The sequence below is a fragment of the Microbacterium sp. SORGH_AS_0969 genome (assembly GCF_030818255.1).
In the GTDB taxonomy this organism is placed as follows: Bacteria; Actinomycetota; Actinomycetes; order Actinomycetales; family Microbacteriaceae; genus Microbacterium.
Map to the genome: position 1 here is coordinate 2,904,731 of NZ_JAUTAG010000001.1, position 18,807 is coordinate 2,923,537.

An 18,807-nucleotide genomic window follows, 5' to 3' on the forward strand; every position below is an offset into this window, starting at 1 on the left:
AGTCTGAGGGGTTCGGCCGTCGTCCAGGGGCGCCCCGGTAGAATCGAGGGGTGAGCACACCTGTCGTCCAACTGCCCGTTCCCCGGATTCCGGGTCGACGTGGGCGGCTCCAGGATATCCCGGTCAAAGGCCAGAAGAAGGTGCTGCTGGCGGCACCGCGCGGCTACTGCGCCGGTGTCGACCGCGCCGTCGTCGCCGTCGAGAAGGCCCTCGACCGCTACGGCGCCCCCGTGTACGTGCGCAAGCAGATCGTGCACAACATCCACGTGGTGACCGAGCTCGAGAAGAAGGGCGCGATCTTCGTCGAAGAGGTCGACGAGGTCCCCGAGGGCTCGCACGTCGTCTTCAGCGCGCACGGCGTGTCTCCCGCTGTGGTTTCCGCGGCGTCCGACCGCGGCCTGCAGGCCATCGACGCCACGTGCCCCCTCGTCACCAAGGTGCACCGCGAGGCCGTGCGCTTCGCGCGCGACGACTACGAAATCCTGCTGATCGGCCACGACGGCCATGAAGAGGTCGAGGGCACCGCCGGTGAGGCTCCCGAGCACGTCACCGTCGTCAACTCACCCGAGCACGCCGACACCGTCGAGGTGCGCGACCCGTCGAAGGTGGTGTGGCTCTCGCAGACGACGCTGTCGGTCGACGAGACGATGGAGACGGTGCGCCGACTCCGCCTGCGCTTCCCGCACCTGCAGGACCCGCCCTCCGACGACATCTGCTACGCGACCCAGAACCGCCAGGTCGCGATCAAGAAGGTCGCCGTCGGCGCCGACCTCGTCATCGTCGTGGGCTCCGCGAACTCCTCGAACAGCGTGCGCCTCGTCGAGGTCGCGCTCGAACACGGGGCCAAGGCCGCTTACCGCGTCGACTATGTCGACGAGGTCAAGCAGGAGTGGCTCGACGGCGTCGAGACGGTCGGTGTCACCAGCGGCGCGTCGGTGCCCGAGGTGCTCGTGACCGAGGTGCTCGAGGAGCTCGCCGGCGCGGGCTATCGCGACGTCGAAGAAGTACGGACCGCCGAGGAAGACCTGATCTTCTCGCTCCCGAAGGAGCTGCGTCAGGATGCCGCCGGCCAGCGCGACCAGCGGGCGCTGGGCGGCCGGGGTCGTTCGTGAGCGACGCCGACCCGAGGCCGCGTCCGCAGTTCGGCGAGTACGCGACGCCCGAGGAGCAGCAGGCTCGCATCCAGCGTCCGGAGGTGACGGAGGCGCTCGACGCGGGCGTCGCCCCGCAGCCGGCCGCTCCGGCGTCGGCCACGGTCGCACCGGCGGCGGCCCGCGGGCCCCTGGTCGACCGCGTCATCACGCTCATGCTGCTCGTCTACGGGCTGTTCTCGGTCGTCACGACGATCGTGCAGGTGCTCGACTTCCCCCACTACGCCGAGCAGGCGGCGAAGGTCCTGGGCGTCGACGCGACCTACTCGAACTTGGCCGCCGGTTTCGTCTGGGGTGCGGTGGCCGCCGTTGTCTACGGAGTCGTCTACCTCGTCACCGCGCTGCTGACCTGGCGTCGGCTCAAGCGCGGCCGCATCGCCTTCTGGATCCCTCTCGTCGGCTTCGCCGTGGCCGCGCTCGTGGGCAGCACCTGCATCGCGATCGCCGTCGTCAGCGACCCGGCCTATCTCTCCGCACTGATGGACGGCATCTCGAAATGAACCGACGGGGCCGGCATCCCGTGTTCTTCTGAGAACCCGAGAGAGGAGCCGGCCGTGGTGCGAGAAGATCACGCGCGTCTGACCGCGCTCTACGACGCCCACGCGGCACCCGTCTGGCGGTACGTGGTCAGTCTCACGGGCGACCATGCGGGGGCGGACGACGTCGTGCAGGAGACGCTGCTGCGCGCCTGGCGGTCGCCGCGCATCATGAGCGATGATCCGGGATCGCTGCGGTCGTGGATATTCACGGTGGCCCGTAACCTCGTCATCGACGAGGCACGCAGCGCCCGTCGGCGCCACGAGCTGGCCGTCGACGAGGTCCCGGACGCGGGGCGCGACGACGACACGGATGCCATGTTCGACGCGTTGCTCGTCGAGGAGGCGCTCTCGACCCTGACGCCCGATCACCGCGCGGTCATCGTCAGCGCGTACTACGGCGGTCGAAGCGTCGCACAGACGGCCGAGGAGCTCGGCATCCCGGCGGGGACCGTCAAGTCGCGACTGCACTACGCGGTGCGAGCGCTGCGGCTCGCCCTGCAGGAGAGGGGGGTGACGCGATGAGCGCCGATCACTCACGGATGTCCGAGTGGGACGGAGCCTACGTTCTGGGTGCCCTGTCGGCGGCGGATCGCGCGGAGTACGAGGGGCATCTCGCGATCTGCGCGGAGTGCCGGACCGCGGTCGCCGAGCTCGCGCCCACGGCGGGCCTGCTCTCGCGACTGTCGGCTGACCGCGCCCGGGCTATCGATGCGTCGAGCGGTCCGGTACCCATCGTCATGCCGCACCCCTCACTTCGGACCCGGGTCGTGCAGACCGCTCGTCGGCGTCGCGCCCGGCTGATCACGGCGTGGACACTGGCGGCATCCCTCGCCGTGGTCGCCGTGGGTGTGCCGACCGTCGTCACGATCGCCAACGCCTCCTCGTCGTCGGCGACGACTTACGCGCTCGACGAGGTCGGCGGGGCTCCGCTCGAGGCGTCGGTCAAGCTGACCCCGGTCGCGTGGGGCACCCGGATCGACCTCGTGTGCCAATACACCGGTGAGGTGCTCGACGCGCCACCCGGCGGTTGGCCCTACGCTCTGGCGGTGACCGACGACTCCGGCTCGACCTCGGTGCTCTCGACCTGGCGCGCCGGTCCCGGGGCCACGACCGAGCTCAGTGCCGGGACCGATCTCGAAGCGTCGAGCATCGGCTCGATCGAGATCCGTTCCGTCGACGGCGATCGGGTGGTCATGCGGCGAGACTTCTCGGCCCCGTAACATCGACGGATGCCACGCCTCGTCGCCGTCTGCGCCGTCCACCAGCTTCACCCGGACGCGGGGTCCGTCGGAGTGACCGCGATCGACAAGCGGGCGCTCGACGGTCCCGTTCGCCTGGGCCCGCTCGGCGTGCGCGCGGATGTCCAGGCGAGCCGCAAACACCACGGCGGGCGTGAGAAGGCGGTGTACGCCTACTCCGAGGCGGACGCCGCGTACTGGGAGGCCGAGCTGGGCCGTGATCTGCACCCGGGGTGGTTCGGTGAGAACCTCCGGGTGGAGGGCATCGACGTCAACGCGGCGCGCATCGGCGAGATCTGGCGTATCGGCGACACCGTCGAGGTCGAGGTCACCATGCCGCGCACGCCGTGCGCGACGTTCGCGCGCTGGGTCGGCGGACGCGACGCCCGAGGGTGGGTGAAGCGCTTCTCCGACGAGGGACGCCTCGGCGCTTACCTCCGGGTCCGCCGCGCGGGAGATGTCCGGGCGGGGGATGCCATCGAGGTGCTGTCGTCCCCCGAGGGGGCGCCCACGGTGCTCGAGGTTTACCGCGCCTGAGCCGGGCCCTCAGCGCCCGCGCGGGCGCGGCATCCGGGAACGACGAATGCCCCGGCCGGAGCCGGGGCATTCGCGGGAGAGAGATCGGTCAGCTCTTCGACTGGCCGTACGAACCCAGCTGCTTGGTGGCTTCGACCACGCGGACGGCCATGGCCGACTCGGCGACCTTGCCCCAGGCGCGGGGGTCGTACTGCTTCTTGTTGCCGACCTCGCCGTCGATCTTCAGCACACCCTCGTAGTTCGAGAACATGTAGCCCGCGATCGAACGGGTGAAGGCGTACTGCGTGTCGGTGTCGATGTTCATCTTGACGACGCCGTTCGCGACCGCGAGGGCGATCTCTTCGTCGCTCGAGCCGCTGCCGCCGTGGAAGACGAGGTCGAGGGGCTTGGGGCCGGTGCCGAACTTCGCGGCGATGCCCTCCTGGATCTCACCGAGCAGCTCGGGACGGAGCTTGACGCCGCCGGGCTTGTACACGCCGTGGACGTTTCCGAACGTGAGGGCCGAGATGTAGCGGCCGTTCTCGCCGAGGCCGAGGCGCTCGACGGCCTTGGTCACGTCCGCGACGGTCGTGTAAAGCGCCTCGTTGGAGCCCTCGTGCTGAACGCCGTCCTCTTCGCCGCCGACGACGCCGACCTCGATCTCGAGGATGGCGTTGATGTTCTTCATGCGGGGGAGGAGCTCGGCGGCGATGTCGATGTTCTCGTCGAGCGGAACGGCCGAGCCGTCCCACATGTGCGACTGGAAGATCGGGTTGCGGCCGGCCTTGACCTCTTCCTCGGATGCCTCGAGGAGGGGGAGCACGAACCCGGGGAGCGCGTCCTTGGGGCAGTGGTCGGTGTGGAGAGCGACCGTGATCGGGTAGTTCTTGGCGACCTCGGTGACGTACTTGGCGAAGGCGAGCGCGCCGGTGGCGCGGGCCTTGACCGTGTGGCCGGCGAAGTAGTCGGCGCCGCCGGTGGTGACCTGGAGGATGCCGTCAGAACCGGCCTCGGTCAGGCCCTGGAGCACCGAGTTGATGGTCTGCGAGCTCGAGACGTTGATCGCGGGGTACGCGAAGCTGCCGGCCTTGGCGCGGTCCAGCATCTCGGCGTACTGCTCAGGGGTGGCGACGGGCATTGTGCTCCTTGTGTCGTTGCGGGGACACCGTCAGCCTAGCGAAGGTGCTGGATCGTGCTGAGGCTGTCTGAAGAGGAACTGGCGGAGTATGCGCCAGTGATAAAAATCGCGATTCCTTCGTCGGCGAGCGCCGGAAATTGCCCGATTGTCACATCTCTCGTGGCTACAGTGGCCACATGGTGAGCCTGACATCCGATATGAGTCCGTTGCACCCCGATCGGAACCTGGCTCTCGAGCTGGTTCGCGCGACCGAGGCGGCATCCATCCGGGCCGTCCCCTTCATCGGTCGTGGAGACAAAGAAGCGGCGGATGGTGCGGCCGTCGACGCCATGCGCGCGTTCTTCAGCACGGTCGACTTCGACGGCACGATCGTCATCGGCGAGGGCGAGAAGGACAACGCCCCGATGCTCTACAACGGCGAGCGTGTCGGAAGCGGGCGCGGACCCCGGTGCGACGTCGCGGTCGACCCGATCGACGGCACCTCGTTGACCGCGGCGGGACGGCAGAACGCCCTCTCGGTGATCGCCGTGTCCGACCAGGGCACGATGCTCGACGCATCAAGTGTCTTCTACATGGACAAGCTCGTGACCGGTCCGGCAGGCGTCGGTGTGGTCGACATCCGGCTCCCCATCGGCGAGAACATCCGCCTGCTCGCCAAGGCCCTCGGCAAGCCGGTCGATGAGATCGTCGTGTCGGTTCTGAACCGTCCGCGTCACGAACAGCTCATCGCCGACATCCGCGCGGCCGGTGCGGGCACCCGCCTCATGAGCGACGGCGATGTCGCCGGCGGCATCAACGCGGCCCGACACAATGCCCGGACTGATATGTGCGTCGGTATCGGAGGCAGCCCGGAAGGCATCGTCACCGCGTGCGCGATCAAGGCGCTCGGTGGGCACATCCAGGGCGTGCTCGCTCCGCGCAACGACGAGGAGAAGCAGAAGGGCGTCGACGCCGGCCTCAAGGTCGACGGGACGGTCTACGAGGCCGACGACCTCGTCAAGGGCAAGAACACGATCTTCGTGGCCACCGGGGTGACGGACGGCCAGCTGGTGCAGGGCGTGCGCCGCGACGGCGACTTCATCTACACCGAGAGCGTCGTGCTCCGCGGCGCGTCGGGAACGCTTCGTCGTATTTCGTCGGAGCACCTGACGTCCAAGTGGCTCTGAATCGGTAGCGCTCCGTCTCGCTGAGCACAGCCGCCGCCCGGCCGTGCTCAGCGAGACGGCACTGACCCAGTAGTGCGTCGCGCTTGCTCGGCGGCGGAGCTCCGGCGGGAGGCGCGGCGACGGACGCGGAACGCACACCTACAGCCGGGCGTGTCGTGACGCAAGCGTGACCGGTGTCGCGGGGGTGGTCTGGCAGAATCGTGTGCAGTGTCAACGGCGACGCTGTGTTCTTCCGAGACCCGAAGGGGGATCGTCCATGGCAACTCCCACGAACCAAACCGCACCCCAGACCGGGGCGCAGGCGGTCATCGCCGACGCCGTTGACCCTGCGCGCCGCCCTGATGTGCTGCTTCGCGTCCGTCGCGACGACGGCCACGAGATCAGCGCCTGGTGGATGGTCGGCGCATTCGTCGGTGTATCCGCCGCTGTCGTCAGCCTCCTGAGTTGGGTTCCCGGCGGCTCTTGAGCCACCCCGCAGCCTCTTTGGTCATCGGTTCCGCTTAGCGCTCCTCCGCCTCGAGGCCCGCGCGGATCCGCACGTCGCCCAGATCGGCTGAGGCGACGCTTCTGTTTTCCCCGTCAGCTGCGCGGTCGGACGTCGGGCCGTCACCGATCGGTCCCGTCGCTGCGGAGTCGATGAACTCGGCGGCCGCCCAGCGACGCGGCGTCGCCTCGATCGGGGCGGGAGGGGAGACGGCGTCGAGCTTCGTTTCGTCAATCCCCGGGAATTTCCGCGCCGTCACGAGCACGCGCGACTCGAGCGATCCGGCGAACTTGTTGTAACTGTCGACCGTGCGCTCGATTGCCCGGCGGAGGTCGCCGGCGTGCCCGGCGAGGACCCCGACGCGCTCGTACAGCTCGGATCCGAGGGCGAAGAGCGCGCGCGCTTCGTCGGAGACGTCTTGCTGAGTCCACGTGAACGCGACGGTCTTCAGAACCGCCCACAGATTCACCGGTGAAGCGAGAGCCACCCGACGGGAGAACGCGTAGTCGAGAAGCGTCGGGTCTTCGTCGAGAGCTGAGGCCAACAGTGATTCGCTGGGGATGAAGCACACCACGAACTCCGGGCTGCTCTCGAGGCCCGCCCAATAGGTCTTGCGAGCGAGAGCGTCGACGTGGCCCCGAACCGCCTTGGCGTGGCGGGTGAGCAGCGTCGCACGGCGCGCTCCCTCCTCGCCCTGCGCGGTCACCGGGATCGCGCTGGCCTGAAGATACGCGTCGAGGGGGACCTTGGCATCCACCGCCAAAGCCTTGCCACCCGGGAGCCGGACGACCATGTCGGGTCGACCCGCACCCGCGTCGGAGGTGATGGAGGCCTGCAGATCGAAATCGACGTATCGCGTGAGTCCGGCGGCCTCGACGACCCGACGCAGCTGCGTCTCTCCCCAGACGCCGCGCGTGCTCCCGGACCGCATCGCCGAAGCGAGGGCTTCTGTGGTGGCCCGCAGTGCCTCGTCGGCCTCGCGCGACATCCGCAGCTGCTCGCCGAGCGCGGAGTACTGCTCGACGCGGTCGCGCTCGAGTCCGTCGACCTTGCGCTGCATCGCCTCGAGGGTCTCGCGCACGGGGTCGAGGGCGCGCAGCACCGTCTGATCGCGACGTTCGCGTTCTTCTCGCGCGGCCTGGTCGGTGCGGGATTGCCCGACGGCCTCCCTGTAAAGGGCCATCTGATGGTCGAGTTGCGTCTGAAGTCCTGCGCGCGCGGCGTCGGCGGCGGCGACGCGGGCGAGGAGGTCGGCTCGTTCGGCGGCGGCGGTCGCGGAGGCCCGCGCGGATCCGAGGAACCACCCACCGGCGACGCCGAGCGCGAGGGCGAGGATCACGAGAACGAGGGCGATGGCATCCATGAGGTCAGCATGCACCAGACCTCCGACATCGCCGGAAAGACGGGCCGCGAGCGTCAGGCGACCGCGCGCTCCGTCACGGGTTCGGCGGCGATCTGCGACACACGGACGCCCAGGTGCGCGGCGAGGGCGTGGACATCGCCAACCCCGGCGCGGCGCGCGCAGTCGATCGTGATCTCGGCGCACGCGACCGCATCGGCCAGCGCGTCGTGGTGGGCGAAGGGCGAGCATCCGGCTTCTTCGGCCACCAGGGGGAGGCGGTACGAGGGGAGCGTGTAGGTCTTCCGCGACATCTGCACGCTGCAGAGGTATCGATAGGGCGGACACTCGTCACCCGTCGCCGCGCACGCGCGACGCAGAACCGACATGTCGAAGCCGGCGTTGTGGGCCACCAGCACGTCGGCGCCGGCGAACGCGGTGAGGCGCGCGAGCTGGGCACTCCAGTCGGGCGCGTTCACGACATCGGCCGCCTGGATGCCGTGGATCCCCACGTTGATCGGAGCGAAGTGGTCGTGTCCGGGCGGCGGTTTGATGAGCCACGCGGCGGTGGCGACGACGCGACCGTCGCGAACGCGGGCCAGACCGACCGCGCAGGCCGACGCGCCACTGGAATTCGCCGTCTCGAAGTCGATCGCCGTGAAGTCCAGTCCCACGTGTCCACTCTCACCCGCCGCGGCGACGACCTGAAGAGGCGCGCCGAGGGGCTCGGCATCCGGTGTCGGAGCCGTGCGCGACATGTGGTGCCGTCACGCGGAGTTCGTGTGCAACACGCCGGCGGCACGTGTGCGACACGCCGAGGTAGTGCCACGAACTCCGCAGGACGGCACAGGGCTGCTCGTGTCGGAGGCGCGGCGTAGGGTCGGAACATGAGCGCCCAGCACAAGTCGAGGTCGTTCGGACAGGCAGCAGCCGCTTACGAGTCGGGGCGGCCGGGTTACCCGCCCGAGGCGGTGGCCTGGCTGCTGGATCCCGTGCGGGAGCCGGGTCGCGCGCTCCGCGTCGCCGATGTCGGCGCCGGAACCGGCAAGCTGACTCGCACCGTGGTCGAGCTCGGCGCCGATGTGGTGGCGGTGGATCCGGATGCCGACATGCTCGCGACCCTTCGAGAGAACGCGCGCGGCGTACCCACTTTCGTCGGCACGGCCGAGCAGCTGCCACTGCCCGACTCGGGTCTCGATGCCGTCGTGATGGGCCAGGCCTGGCACTGGGTCGACGTCGAGGCGGCCTCGCGCGAGACGGCACGGGTCTTGCGCAGCGGGGGAGTGCTCGGGCTGATCTGGAACATCCGCGACGACGCTGTGGACTGGGTGCGGAGGCTCACCGAGGCCATGGGTGGCTCGAATGCCGAGGTGCTTCTCGCCACGACCGGTCCGCGCGTCGCCGAGCCGTACGAGAGCCTGGAACACCGCGAGTGGCGCTGGGAGCGACGGATCACTCTGCCCCAACTGCGCGACCTCGTCGTCTCGCGGAGCGACATCATCACGGCCAGCGCCGAGAGGCGCGTAGCCATCGATGCGGCGGTCGACGGGGTGCTGGCATCCGTTCCCGGACTCGCCGACGGAGGTTCGGTCGCGCTCCCGTACGTGACCCACGCGTTCCGGGCACGACGACCGTGACGCGGGTGAGCGGGCTCCGGGCCGGGTAACCTGGACTCCCGTGGCTCTTACCATCGGAATCGTCGGCCTTCCCAACGTCGGAAAGTCGACCCTCTTCAACGCCCTGACCAAGAACTCGGTACTCGCGGCGAACTACCCGTTCGCGACCATCGAGCCGAACGTCGGGGTCGTGAACCTTCCCGATGTGCGCCTTCAGCAGCTCGCCGATGTCTTCGGCAGCGAGCGGCTCGTTCCCGCCGCGGTGTCGTTCGTCGACATCGCCGGGATCGTGCGGGGCGCGAGCGAGGGTGAGGGCCTCGGCAACCAGTTCCTCGCGAACATCCGGGAAGCGGATGCCATCGCCCAGGTCGTACGCGGATTCGCCGACGACGACGTGGTCCACGTCGACGGAGCGGTGAATCCCGCGAGCGACATGGAGACGATCAACGCCGAGCTGCAGCTCGCCGACCTCCAGACGCTCGAGAAGGCGATCACCCGGTACGAGAAAGAGGTCAAGGGCAAGAAGCTCGATCCCTCGGTTCTCGAAGCCGCCAAGGCCGCGCAGGACGCGCTTCAGCGCGGCGTGCTGCTCTCGGCATCCGGTCTCGATCTCTCGCCGATCCGCGAGCTGGGTCTGTTGACCGCGAAGCCCTTCATCTTCGTCTTCAACGTCGACGAGGCCGTGCTCACCGACCAAGCGAAGAAGGATGAGCTGGCGGCGCTGGTCGCGCCCGCGAAGGCCGTCTTCCTGGATGCCAAGATCGAGTCGGAGCTCATCGACCTCGATCCCGAGGATGCCGCCGAGCTGCTGGCATCCACCGGTCAGGACGAGTCGGGCCTCGACCAGCTCGCGCGCATCGGCTTCGACACTCTGGGGCTGCAGACCTACCTCACCGCGGGCCCGAAGGAAGCACGGGCGTGGACGATCCCGCAGGGCGCGAAAGCGCCGCAGGCGGCCGGCGTCATCCACACCGACTTCGAGAAGGGCTTCATCAAGGCCGAGGTCATCTCGTTCGCCGACCTGATCGAACTCGGCTCGGTCGCCGAGGCCCGGGCGAAGGGCAAGGCTCGCCTCGAGGGCAAGGACTACGTCATGCAGGACGGCGACGTGGTGGAGTTCCGCTTCAACAACTGAGTGGACCCGCGCCACGCGGGCGGAGTCGACGAGAATGGCCCAGTGAGCGACGACACTTCGCCACCGACACGTCGGCGTTGGCGTGCGGAGCACCAGCCGGCCGTCCGGCACTGGCGGCACGGATTCTTCACGAGCTTCCGGCGGAACGATCCCGTCTTCGTCGTGGCCTCGTACCTTCTCGTGACAGCGGGCGCGGGAATCGGCTCAGGCGCGTTCGGCGGCAAAGGAGCGACCCGGATCACTCCTGACGAATCGGCGATCGTCATCGCCGTGAGCGCGGTTCTGATGTCGGTGGCGTTGCTGGCCGTGGCCGTCCGCCTCCCGTTCACTTCGGATCGGTCGCCGCTTTCGCTTGGCGGTACGGTCTTCGTGGGCTGCATGAGTGCGATGTCCGTGACCGTCGTCGTCGCGCGCGCCGAAGGCGTCCTGTCTTCGGCGATGTGGGCGATGTTCGGTGCCATGCTCTTGTGTGCGGTCGTCGCGGCCGTGACCCTGCCCTTTTGCCTTCGTCGCCCGCTGAGCACGCGGCCGGTAGCGCACCCAGGCAGTGAATGATCAGGTTAACGCCTCGCGTTATTAACGCTGTGCGTTATATCATGACGGCGTGATCAGGTCGTTCGGGAGCAAGGAGACCGAGCGGCTGTGGCGTCGTGAACGCGTGCCCTCGATCGATCCTCGGATCCATTCGACGGCATTGCGAAAGCTGCGTCAGGTGGGATCTGCCGAGTCGCTGGACGATCTTCGGGTTCCACCAGGAAACCGGCTCGAGGCTCTCAAGGGTGCTCGAGCGGGGCAACACAGCATCAGGATCAACGACCAGTGGCGGGTCTGCTTCGTGTGGACCGACGCTGGGCCAGAGGAGGTGGAGATCGTTGACTATCACTGACAAGATTCCTCCGGTCCACCCCGGTGAAGTTCTTCTGGAGGACTTCATCAACGGGCTGGGGATCACGCAGCACAAGCTCGCTGTCGCCATCGGGGTTCCGCCACGGCGGATCAACGAGATCGTGCACGGCGCTCGCGGGATCAGCGCGGACACCGCGCTTCGATTGTCGAGGTACTTCGGTACCTCGGCGGAGTTCTGGATCAATCTCCAGAGCTACTACGAACTCGATCGCGCCGAAGATCTCGCGGGGGAACAGATCGCCGCGATCACACCCCTCCAAGTGGCGTGACGCCGGCCGAGGGATCCGGGCGCTCGGCCCGCGTCATCGAGTGAGCGCACGCGCCTCGACGCGGAAGCCTTTTCCTCTTCAACGTCGGTGAGGCCGTGCTCGCCGATCAGGGCGGCAACCGTGTCGGTGTCGTCGCCGCCGCAGACGGCTCGTTCGATGGAATCCAGGGGTCCCGTCAGCGCGCCCTCACGAGCCCCACGGAGTACGCGGGACAGGCCTGTGTGGCGGTCCAAGCCTCAGCCGTGCCGGGCTTGAAGCCCACACAGAATGCGCGCCTCGTGGACGAATGGTGTGACTTCTTCTCGGCGGGGCGGACTGGCATCCGGGATCTTTCCTTCCCCATGCGCATGCCTAAGCGCTTGTTCGCCGCTCTTGCCAGTCAAACGCAGTTGCGACGTCTGGCGGTGCTCACCGGCATCTACGACGATCTCTGCCCCCTTGCCGCGATGACTGAACTGCGGGAACTGGAGCTCGAGTCGGCGACCTCCGTGACGTCCCTGGAGCCGGTTCGACACCTCGCGAGGCTCGAATCGCTCCGTATCGGCGGTTTGCATAGGTTGCGGGACTACTCGCCTGTGGCGGACATCACAGGGTTGCGTCAATTGGAGCTGGGCTTCGCCTACGGGCAAACGTACGCCGACTCGTACGAATTCGTCCGAGATCTCGGCTCTCTACGGATGGCGCGGTTCTGTTTGATTCCCGCCGGTCTGAGATACGAACCACTGCTTGCGCTGACTCACGTCGAGGATCTCGCCGTTTACGTGGGTGCGCGGAACCAGCGGAAGATGACTCCGACGCTCATCGACCTGGAGTGGGCGCTCCCCGGGATTCAGCGATGCAAGGCAGACATCGTCGCACGGCGGACCTATGAGTGGCGGCGCGGAGAGCGTATCGGACATTGGATCTCGGACGATGAGGGGACAGCGACTCTGTTCCGCTACGACCCGCCGAGCCTCGACTGAAGGGTGACGACGTGGTCGAAGGTGTCAGACGGCGGAGTCCGGCATAGGAGCAGATCCGGCGGAGCTGACGAGATCAACGGGGCCGATTCACACGAAGACCACATCGTGGAGTTCCGCTTCAACAATTGAGCAAGGGCTCGACGTAGGATCGCCGGCATGAGCGGGACCCCTCCGACCAGGCGTGTCATTCGGCTCTTCCCGGATTACGGGCGGGACTGGCCGTTGTGGGAGAACTCCACACCGACGTGGGACGTCGGATACACGACGACGCCCGCCGAGTACGGGCTTTCGAGTGCGCTGACGAGGGACCTCGCGGAGTGGAACACTCTGTGGGAGGCGAACTTCGATCCCTTCGAAGGGTGGAAGAACGAACCCGCTCGGGAGTCCTGGCGAGAATCCGGTGACCGGATCGCGACACGTCTGCAGGAGGAAGTCCGCGACTTCGCAGACGTCCAGTACGAGCCGTGGCCGCTCGGCGGCGAGCACGGTCCGTGGGGCTCGACGATCGATGGATGACGCGCAGCGTTAGTCCGTGCGCGTTGGAGGTCGACGCGAGCGTCGGCGCAAACCGCCCAGGGCAGTGAGGAGGCCGGGAAGAGGTCAGTAGTGGTAGCGCGCCTGCAAGATCGTGATGTGGGTCTCATTCGCGACGTAGACGAGGCGGTTCGCCTCGTCGATGCGGCGTGACCAGGCGCCGGCGAGGGCGTGTTTGAGGGCTTCGGGCTTGCCTATTCCCTCGAACGGGTCGTCGCGGAGGATGTCGGCGATGAGCTGATTGATGCGGCGGAGGGTCTTGCGATCCTGCGTCTGCCAGTCCAGGTAGTCGTCCCACCCCTCAGCTGTCCAGGCCAGCTTGCGGCCGCTCACGGCTCGACGAGGTCGTGTTCTTCGATCGCGTTGTCGCGAGCGCTTGCCAGGGCACTCAGCAGACGACGGGCGTTCTCGGGGGAGCGGAGCAGATAGCTGGTCTCGACGAGGGAGTCGTACTCGTCCTTCGACATGAGAACGGCGGAACCGCGCTTCGAGGTGATCTCGACCTCCGTGTGGTCGAGGTTGACGCGCTCGATGAGGCCGAAAAGGTCGCGGCGTGCTTCGCTCGTCGTGATGGCCATGAGTCCTCCGAAGTCGTACCAGAAATGGTACCACTCAGAGGTTTGGCGGAGGCCGCCGGGGTGAGCCGCGGAGCGCGACGACCCGCTAGCCCCACGCCGAGACGGCCGACGCCCCCACCGCGAGCCGCGCGCGCCGGGCGAGCTCTGCCGCGTCGATACCCGGCCACCCGTGCAGAACGGCCGTGTGCGAGTCGGGGAGTGCTTCCGCGCCCCAGACGGCGCCGGCGAGAGAACCGGCGATCGCCGCGACCGTGTCGGTGTCGTTTCCGCCGCGGACCGCGCGCTCGATGGCATCCAGGGGTCCGTCGGCACCGGAGACCGCGGCCAGCGCACCCTGGAACGCGCGCACGACCCAGCCGTTCGCATCCCGGAAGTCGCGCGGGTGACGGCCGGAAACCAGGGCTTCGTCGATCAGCGCCGCCCACCGGTCGCGACGGTCCTGCGGCACGACGTCGAGCTGTCCGCGCATGTCGAGTTCGCCGGTCAGGATGCCATGACGGATGGCCGCGCCCCACAGGGCGCACGCATCGACGTTGTCGTCTTCCCAGTGCGTGAGTTGCGCGACCGCCGCCGCCGCGGCGGTCAGATCGGGACGGTCGAGGTAGCCGAGGGCGACGGGACCGGTTCGCATCAGCGAACCGTTGCCGCCGCTTCGTCCTGTCTCGTCATGCACGGCGCGAGCGGCTGTGCGGATGGCATCCATCGTCGGGGGCGACGGGATACGGCCGAGGACGTGCCGGGTCTGCGCACCCACGTCGAGGGCGCTCTCAGCCCAGCCCTGCCACGCTGCGACGATGCGCTCGAGTGCGGCAGGGTCGGTGAGTCGGCGCCCCGCGGCCAGCTCGTCGAGCACCGGGATCGCCATGCTCGTGTCGTCGGTCCACTCTCCGGCTCCGTGGCCGAAGTGCCCGACGCCGAACTCGGGGGTGACCTCGTCGGGGAGTGCCGGGCCGAACTCGTACGCCGAGCCGAGAGCATCGCCGGCGGCCGACACGATGATGGTTCCGACGGCGCGATCCATCTGGGCGGGGGAGAGGTGTGCCATCGTCCCAGCGTACGAGCACCTCTGCGCGCGGGCGCTGCGTCCGAACGGACACCTTGTCCAGCCCCGCCGAGGACCCGCGCGCTTTCGTAAACCGGCGGCCGTGAACGCGCCGAACCCCCGCACCGCCTTCATCCCGCCCGGGTGGGCGACGCCCTTCGCCTCGCGGAAGCGCCTGCAGTTGCTTCCCGCGGAGATGTTCAACCGCACCTTCGAGCGCGCGCCGGACGACTGGCTGCACGTCGCACCCTTGCGGCGGCCACCGCTGATCCTCACGATCGCGTTCGGCCTCATCACCCTCATGTGCGGGTGGATCGTATGGGGCGTGCTCGCGCAGGCGGGGACGACCCCGTCGATGCAGGGGCCCATGCCCTACGTGATCGCCGTGATGTTCGGCATCCTGGGTCTGTTCGCCGTGATCGTGTTCCTCAATCTGATCGCTGCCTCGCGCAGCCGCGCCTCGTGGGGCAACCGCCAGTGCATCGCGGTCGGACGCAGCGGAATCGCGGTGCGCTACCAGGGGGTGGCGGTGAACATCCCGTGGGACGAGGTGACGGGCATCTGGGCCACGACGACCAACTCGACCGGTGTGTCGCAGGCCCGCCTGATCAAGACGCCGGTCCTGCGCATCGAGCGGGACACGGGCGACGGCACGGAGGGCGTGCTCGGTTCTTGGAACATCGCGCCTTTCGTTCTGGATGCCGCGCCCCAGGCGACCTACGCGGCCGTGCACTTCTCCCGGCTCACGCCCGCCGCGCGTCACGAGCTCGGGACGACCCTCGGTCAGCAGAGGATCGACGGCTTCGCGGGCTACGCACCCACCACGGTCGCGCCACGGGGATAGTCTCGAGCGTCAGCCGCCGAGCTCGGAGGGATGAGTCAGCCGCCACCACAGCGTCGGCTCCTCGATCGCCCCCGAGATCTTCACGTCGGCCGAGGCGGTGTTCGGCCCCGCCGTCCAGGTGATCGTGCCGACCTTCTCTCCGTCGGCGTACTTCTCCGGCGTCGTCGTGTCGAGCGAGGTGGCCACGGGCGTGTCCGACCACGTCATGATCGAGGCGTTCTGCGCCATGACGACCTTCGCCGACGATCCCCAGGGGGTCGTGATCTCACCCACCTCGGCGCCGGCCGTCCACCACCTGCAGCGTGTGGAATCCATCCCGAATGCTCTCGAGAAGAACGACGACATCCTGGTTCGCGCTCGCTCGGGTCTCGCCGCCCAGGCGGACACCGAGGACGTGCAGCGGCGCGCCGATGCCGACGTCGAGAACGGACGTGAAGAGCAGGTTGAAGATGCCGTCACCGAGGTTGCCCGTCTTCAACCCCGTGATCCCGGAGGTGCCGAGGAGGGCGTTGGTGTTCTCGATGTTCCCGGGGCCCGCGGGGAGGTCGGCCCACTGCGTCGCGGCGATCGCGGCGATCGTGGGATTGGCCGCGGCGATCCGGCCGAGCGAGAGGAGGTCGCTTGGCGTGCTCGTATTGCGGTCGTCGATGCCCGTGGCATCCACGATCCGGGTCGAGTTCAGCCCGTTCCTGCTCAGCCAGGAGCGCGCGGCGTCGACATAGGCGCCATCCGAGCCGTAGGCCCAGCGGGCGATCGCTGTGGCGTAGTTGCTCGCCGACGGCAGGAGCATGGTCTCGAGCGAGTCGTGCAACGACAGCTTGAGCCCGTCGGGCATCCGCGCGATCGTCGCGCCGCGGACGTAGTACTGGTCGTAGAGGTCGGTATCGGCTTCGGTGTAGGCGATCGTCGGCCCGGGATCGTTCGCGTCTGCCAGCGGGTGAGCGTCGAGCACGACGAGCGCGGTGACGAGTTTCGCGATGCTCGCGATGGGTCGCGCATCGTCGCCCCCCGACGACAACCATGCGCCGGCGGCATCCGGTCCGAGGTAGGACTCACCACCCGCGACACTGACGAGCATCGAGCCGGAGGCGGGGAGCCTCACCTCGGTCTTCGCGCCGGGGGCGACGCTGGGCGCGGAAGACGTGACCGTCGGGGCAGCCAACGGCGCCGCCGAAGCCCACCAGACGTAGCCGCCGCTTCCGCCGAAGACCACCAGCACGAGGACGAGGAAGACGATCAGGGCGATGCGTCCACCGCGTCCGCTCGGGCGTTCGACCTCATTCGCGCCGTCGAGCAGATCGCCGAAAGGACTGTCCTCGCTCATTGCCCACCGAAATCGTTCGCCGGGACGCGAATGGATGCCACGGTGTCGCCGTCCATCTCGAGGGCGATGAACTTCGTCCCCACGCTGTCCGGTCGCTCCGAAGAGGACGTGCCCGGGACCTCGCGAACGTCGATGCGCAGCTCGTGCCCGGAACCCGGGAGGGCCCCAGCGGCCATCGCCTCCGCGCGCGTCGACCCGACGGCCAGGCCGTGGGCGGTGCGAACGGGGTGCCCGTTCACCTCGGCTGCGGTGATCGAGACCGAGCCTTCGTCGTCGCCCAGGAGCAGCCGCAGTCCGGGCCAGTCATGGGCGACGACCCCGTCGGCCGAGGGCGAACCCGAACTCGCCGAGTCGGACCCGAGTGCCGACCGCCAACCGTCCACGGCGTCAGCTCGATAGCCCAGAGGTTCCTGCACGGTGCCGCCCTCCACGGTGGCGTGTTCGAGGCCGACGACGATCGCAGATGCCACCGAGACGACCTCTACGGCGGGGAGCGCCTCCGATTGAGCGGTGGGGAGGGTGGCGACATCCATCAAGCCGGAGGAGGTCGGTGCCGAGGTGCACGAGACGAGCGTGAACGTCAAACCGAGGAGCGCGGTGGCGCCGGCGAGAGCGGTTCGAAGGGGACGCACAATGTCGAACCTAGTCGTGCACCGCCGTCTGTTCCCCACTCGATCCCGAAATTCAACCCCCCTGAAACATGACATTCAGCGACATAGCGTGGCCTCATCGGGAAAGACCCGAGCATGACGCGGGAGGAGCCGACATGGGACTCGACGACAAGATCAAGAACGCCGCTGAAGACCTCACCGGCAAGGCGAAGGAAGCCTGGGGCAAGGCCACCGACAACGAGCGACTCGAAGCCGAGGGCCAGGCTGAGCAGAGCAAGGCCAACGTCAAGAAGGCCGGCGAGAACGTCAAGGACGCCTTCAAGTAAGTCGCCCTCCCCGAATGCCCCGACCCCGGCGGTCGGGGCATTCGTCGTTTCGGCCTCGCGTCGTTTCCCCCGCGATAATGGCGGAATGACCGATGCTGTTCCCACCGAGACCCCCACTCCGGTCTCGGGTACCCCCGTCGTCCTGCGTGCCCACGGCTACGAGGCCGCGATCGCGAGCGTCGGGGCCTCGTTGCGCTCCCTCACGTTCGACGGTCGCGACCTCGTCGTCCCCTTCGCTGAGGACGAGGTCCGCCCTGCGTACCGGGGAACGACTCTCGCGCCGTGGCCGAATCGCGTGGTCGACGGCATCCACCGTTTCGGCGGCGACGAGCACCAGCTCGCCCTGACCGAACCGAACCGGGCACACGCCCTGCACGGGCTTCTGTCGTGGGTGAGCTGGAACGTCCTCGACGCCTCTGACGACGCGGTGACGCTCACCGCGACCGTTCCGGCCCAGGCTGGATACCCCTGGTGGCTCGTCGTGTCGACGACGTACCGCCTGGATGCCGACGGTCTGACACAGACGGTCCGGGCGACGAACCTCGCGGACACGCCTGCCCCGTGGGGCACGGGTCCGCATCCCTACCTCGTCGCGGGGCCCGCGACGCTGGACGAGTGGACGCTGGAGCTTCCCGCCGACACCGTCCTGGAGGTGACGCCGGACCGCCTCGCGCCGGTGGGACTGGCATCCGTCACCGTCGACGCGGAGCGCTTCGACTTCCGCGAACCCCGCGTGCTCGGCGCGGTCGAGATCGACCACGCGTACACGGGGTTGATCCGGGATGCCGGCGCTCGCGCGACCGTCACGCTCACCGACCCCTCGGGAACCGGCGTGGCGATGTCGTGGGACGAGTCCTGCCCGTGGGTGCAGATCCACACCGCCGATCTTCCCGCGGGACCCGGAACCCCGGGGCACCGCGCGGGACTCGCCGTCGAGCCGATGACGTGCGCGCCGGACGCCTTCAACGACGACTCCTACGAGTACGACACCGGGCTGATCGCCCTGGCCCCGGGCGCTTCGTCCGAGGCCGGGTGGACGATCTTGGCGCGCTGAGGCGCTCTCACGAAGAACCGCCCCGACGCTCTCTC

At 68.5% G+C, this 18,807-nt stretch carries 26 protein-coding genes; 17 read left to right on the plus strand and 9 right to left on the minus strand.

Going from position 1 to position 18,807, the window contains the following annotated elements:
- Positions 1-50 precede the first annotated feature (50 nt).
- The 5 genes from QE388_RS13560 to QE388_RS13580 are packed head-to-tail and all read left to right on the plus strand — an operon-like array spanning position 51 to position 3,465.
- Positions 51-1,112: a 4-hydroxy-3-methylbut-2-enyl diphosphate reductase gene (locus QE388_RS13560; protein ID WP_193751282.1), complete on the plus strand. Its 1,062-nt coding sequence runs from the start codon at positions 51-53 to the stop codon at positions 1,110-1,112.
- Positions 1,109-1,651, plus strand: coding sequence for a DUF6264 family protein (locus tag QE388_RS13565; protein WP_307385773.1), 543 nt, complete (start codon positions 1,109-1,111; stop codon positions 1,649-1,651). The genes QE388_RS13560 and QE388_RS13565 overlap by 4 nt, the downstream gene beginning before the upstream one ends.
- Positions 1,652-1,705: 54 nt before the next feature.
- Complete coding sequence (locus tag QE388_RS13570; protein WP_307385774.1) at positions 1,706-2,212, plus strand: sigma-70 family RNA polymerase sigma factor; 507 nt, start codon at positions 1,706-1,708, stop codon at positions 2,210-2,212.
- Positions 2,209-2,910: an anti-sigma factor gene (locus tag QE388_RS13575; RefSeq protein ID WP_307385776.1), complete on the plus strand. Its 702-nt coding sequence runs from the start codon at positions 2,209-2,211 to the stop codon at positions 2,908-2,910. Before QE388_RS13570 ends, QE388_RS13575 begins: the two co-directional genes overlap by 4 nt.
- A gap of 9 nt (positions 2,911-2,919) precedes the next feature.
- Positions 2,920-3,465 carry an MOSC domain-containing protein gene (locus QE388_RS13580; protein ID WP_307385777.1) on the plus strand — a complete coding sequence of 182 codons (546 nt, stop codon included), beginning with the start codon at positions 2,920-2,922 and terminating at the stop codon, positions 3,463-3,465.
- An 88-nt stretch (positions 3,466-3,553) separates the two neighbouring features.
- On the opposite strand, the gene fbaA is transcribed toward QE388_RS13580, so the two are convergent.
- The gene (fbaA, locus tag QE388_RS13585; RefSeq protein ID WP_275797077.1) at positions 3,554-4,582 is read right to left on the minus strand and encodes a class II fructose-bisphosphate aldolase; all 1,029 of its coding nucleotides are present in this window, start codon (positions 4,580-4,582) and stop codon (positions 3,554-3,556) included.
- Between the two features lie 176 nt (positions 4,583-4,758).
- Here fbaA and glpX point away from each other — a divergent pair, with 176 nt between their 5' ends.
- Together glpX and QE388_RS13595 are read left to right on the plus strand one after the other, a co-directional pair.
- Positions 4,759-5,748, plus strand: coding sequence for a class II fructose-bisphosphatase (glpX, locus tag QE388_RS13590; RefSeq protein WP_307385779.1), 990 nt, complete (start codon positions 4,759-4,761; stop codon positions 5,746-5,748).
- A 256-nt stretch (positions 5,749-6,004) separates the two neighbouring features.
- Positions 6,005-6,214 carry a hypothetical protein gene (locus tag QE388_RS13595; protein ID WP_058597811.1) on the plus strand — a complete coding sequence of 70 codons (210 nt, stop codon included), beginning with the start codon at positions 6,005-6,007 and terminating at the stop codon, positions 6,212-6,214.
- Between the two features lie 34 nt (positions 6,215-6,248).
- Here QE388_RS13595 and QE388_RS13600 read toward each other — a convergent pair whose 3' ends face one another.
- Both QE388_RS13600 and QE388_RS13605 read right to left on the minus strand, forming a co-directional pair.
- Positions 6,249-7,595 carry a DNA recombination protein RmuC gene (locus tag QE388_RS13600; protein WP_307387147.1) on the minus strand — a complete coding sequence of 449 codons (1,347 nt, stop codon included), beginning with the start codon at positions 7,593-7,595 and terminating at the stop codon, positions 6,249-6,251.
- 53 nt (positions 7,596-7,648) lie between these two features.
- A complete protein-coding gene (locus QE388_RS13605) occupies positions 7,649-8,245 on the minus strand; it encodes a 3'-5' exonuclease (RefSeq protein ID WP_307387149.1) in 597 nt (198 codons plus the stop codon).
- A gap of 213 nt (positions 8,246-8,458) precedes the next feature.
- Between QE388_RS13605 and QE388_RS13610 the strand changes: the two genes are divergently transcribed.
- From QE388_RS13610 to QE388_RS13640, 7 genes are all read left to right on the plus strand, one after another.
- A complete protein-coding gene (locus QE388_RS13610) occupies positions 8,459-9,208 on the plus strand; it encodes a class I SAM-dependent methyltransferase (protein ID WP_307385782.1) in 750 nt (249 codons plus the stop codon).
- A 40-nt stretch (positions 9,209-9,248) separates the two neighbouring features.
- A complete protein-coding gene (gene ychF, locus QE388_RS13615) occupies positions 9,249-10,322 on the plus strand; it encodes a redox-regulated ATPase YchF (protein WP_307385783.1) in 1,074 nt (357 codons plus the stop codon).
- Positions 10,323-10,484: 162 nt separating this feature from the next.
- Positions 10,485-10,877: a hypothetical protein gene (locus tag QE388_RS13620; RefSeq protein ID WP_307385785.1), complete on the plus strand. Its 393-nt coding sequence runs from the start codon at positions 10,485-10,487 to the stop codon at positions 10,875-10,877.
- A 49-nt stretch (positions 10,878-10,926) separates the two neighbouring features.
- A complete protein-coding gene (locus QE388_RS13625; protein ID WP_275797085.1) occupies positions 10,927-11,208 on the plus strand; it encodes a type II toxin-antitoxin system RelE/ParE family toxin in 282 nt (93 codons plus the stop codon).
- Complete coding sequence (locus QE388_RS13630) at positions 11,195-11,497, plus strand: HigA family addiction module antitoxin (RefSeq protein ID WP_275797087.1); 303 nt, start codon at positions 11,195-11,197, stop codon at positions 11,495-11,497. Before QE388_RS13625 ends, QE388_RS13630 begins: the two co-directional genes overlap by 14 nt.
- A gap of 95 nt (positions 11,498-11,592) precedes the next feature.
- Entirely contained in the window at positions 11,593-12,459 is an 867-nt protein-coding gene (locus tag QE388_RS13635) for a hypothetical protein (protein WP_307385787.1), read from the plus strand.
- 156 nt (positions 12,460-12,615) lie between these two features.
- Positions 12,616-12,975 (plus strand): hypothetical protein, encoded by a 360-nt coding sequence (locus tag QE388_RS13640; protein ID WP_307385789.1) that lies wholly within the window; start codon positions 12,616-12,618, stop codon positions 12,973-12,975.
- An 84-nt stretch (positions 12,976-13,059) separates the two neighbouring features.
- On the opposite strand, the gene QE388_RS13645 is transcribed toward QE388_RS13640, so the two are convergent.
- From QE388_RS13645 to QE388_RS13655, 3 genes are all read right to left on the minus strand, one after another.
- Positions 13,060-13,326, minus strand: coding sequence for a Txe/YoeB family addiction module toxin (locus QE388_RS13645; RefSeq protein WP_307385791.1), 267 nt, complete (start codon positions 13,324-13,326; stop codon positions 13,060-13,062).
- Positions 13,323-13,571: a type II toxin-antitoxin system Phd/YefM family antitoxin gene (locus tag QE388_RS13650; RefSeq protein ID WP_058597805.1), complete on the minus strand. Its 249-nt coding sequence runs from the start codon at positions 13,569-13,571 to the stop codon at positions 13,323-13,325. The genes QE388_RS13645 and QE388_RS13650 overlap by 4 nt, the downstream gene beginning before the upstream one ends.
- Before the next feature lie 85 nt (positions 13,572-13,656).
- Positions 13,657-14,616, minus strand: coding sequence for an ADP-ribosylglycohydrolase family protein (locus QE388_RS13655; protein WP_275797093.1), 960 nt, complete (start codon positions 14,614-14,616; stop codon positions 13,657-13,659).
- 100 nt (positions 14,617-14,716) lie between these two features.
- On the opposite strand from QE388_RS13655, the gene QE388_RS13660 reads away from it, so the two are divergent.
- On the plus strand, positions 14,717-15,457 hold the full coding sequence (locus tag QE388_RS13660; protein WP_307385793.1) for a hypothetical protein: 741 nt from the start codon (positions 14,717-14,719) through the stop codon (positions 15,455-15,457).
- A 9-nt stretch (positions 15,458-15,466) separates the two neighbouring features.
- Here the strand turns inward: QE388_RS13660 and QE388_RS13665 are convergent, their stop codons facing one another.
- From QE388_RS13665 to QE388_RS13675, 3 genes are read right to left on the minus strand one after another with little or no spacing between them, the layout of a single operon-like run.
- A complete protein-coding gene (locus QE388_RS13665) occupies positions 15,467-15,772 on the minus strand; it encodes a hypothetical protein (protein ID WP_307385794.1) in 306 nt (101 codons plus the stop codon).
- A complete protein-coding gene (locus tag QE388_RS13670; protein ID WP_307385796.1) occupies positions 15,723-16,781 on the minus strand; it encodes a D-alanyl-D-alanine carboxypeptidase family protein in 1,059 nt (352 codons plus the stop codon). Before QE388_RS13670 ends, QE388_RS13665 begins: the two co-directional genes overlap by 50 nt.
- On the minus strand, positions 16,778-17,413 hold the full coding sequence (locus QE388_RS13675; RefSeq protein ID WP_307385797.1) for a hypothetical protein: 636 nt from the start codon (positions 17,411-17,413) through the stop codon (positions 16,778-16,780). The genes QE388_RS13670 and QE388_RS13675 overlap by 4 nt, the downstream gene beginning before the upstream one ends.
- A gap of 134 nt (positions 17,414-17,547) precedes the next feature.
- Between QE388_RS13675 and QE388_RS13680 the strand changes: the two genes are divergently transcribed.
- Both QE388_RS13680 and QE388_RS13685 read left to right on the plus strand, forming a co-directional pair.
- Positions 17,548-17,718 carry a CsbD family protein gene (locus QE388_RS13680; RefSeq protein WP_013586135.1) on the plus strand — a complete coding sequence of 57 codons (171 nt, stop codon included), beginning with the start codon at positions 17,548-17,550 and terminating at the stop codon, positions 17,716-17,718.
- A gap of 85 nt (positions 17,719-17,803) precedes the next feature.
- Complete coding sequence (locus tag QE388_RS13685; protein ID WP_307385800.1) at positions 17,804-18,772, plus strand: aldose 1-epimerase family protein; 969 nt, start codon at positions 17,804-17,806, stop codon at positions 18,770-18,772.
- Positions 18,773-18,807: the final 35 nt, after the last annotated feature.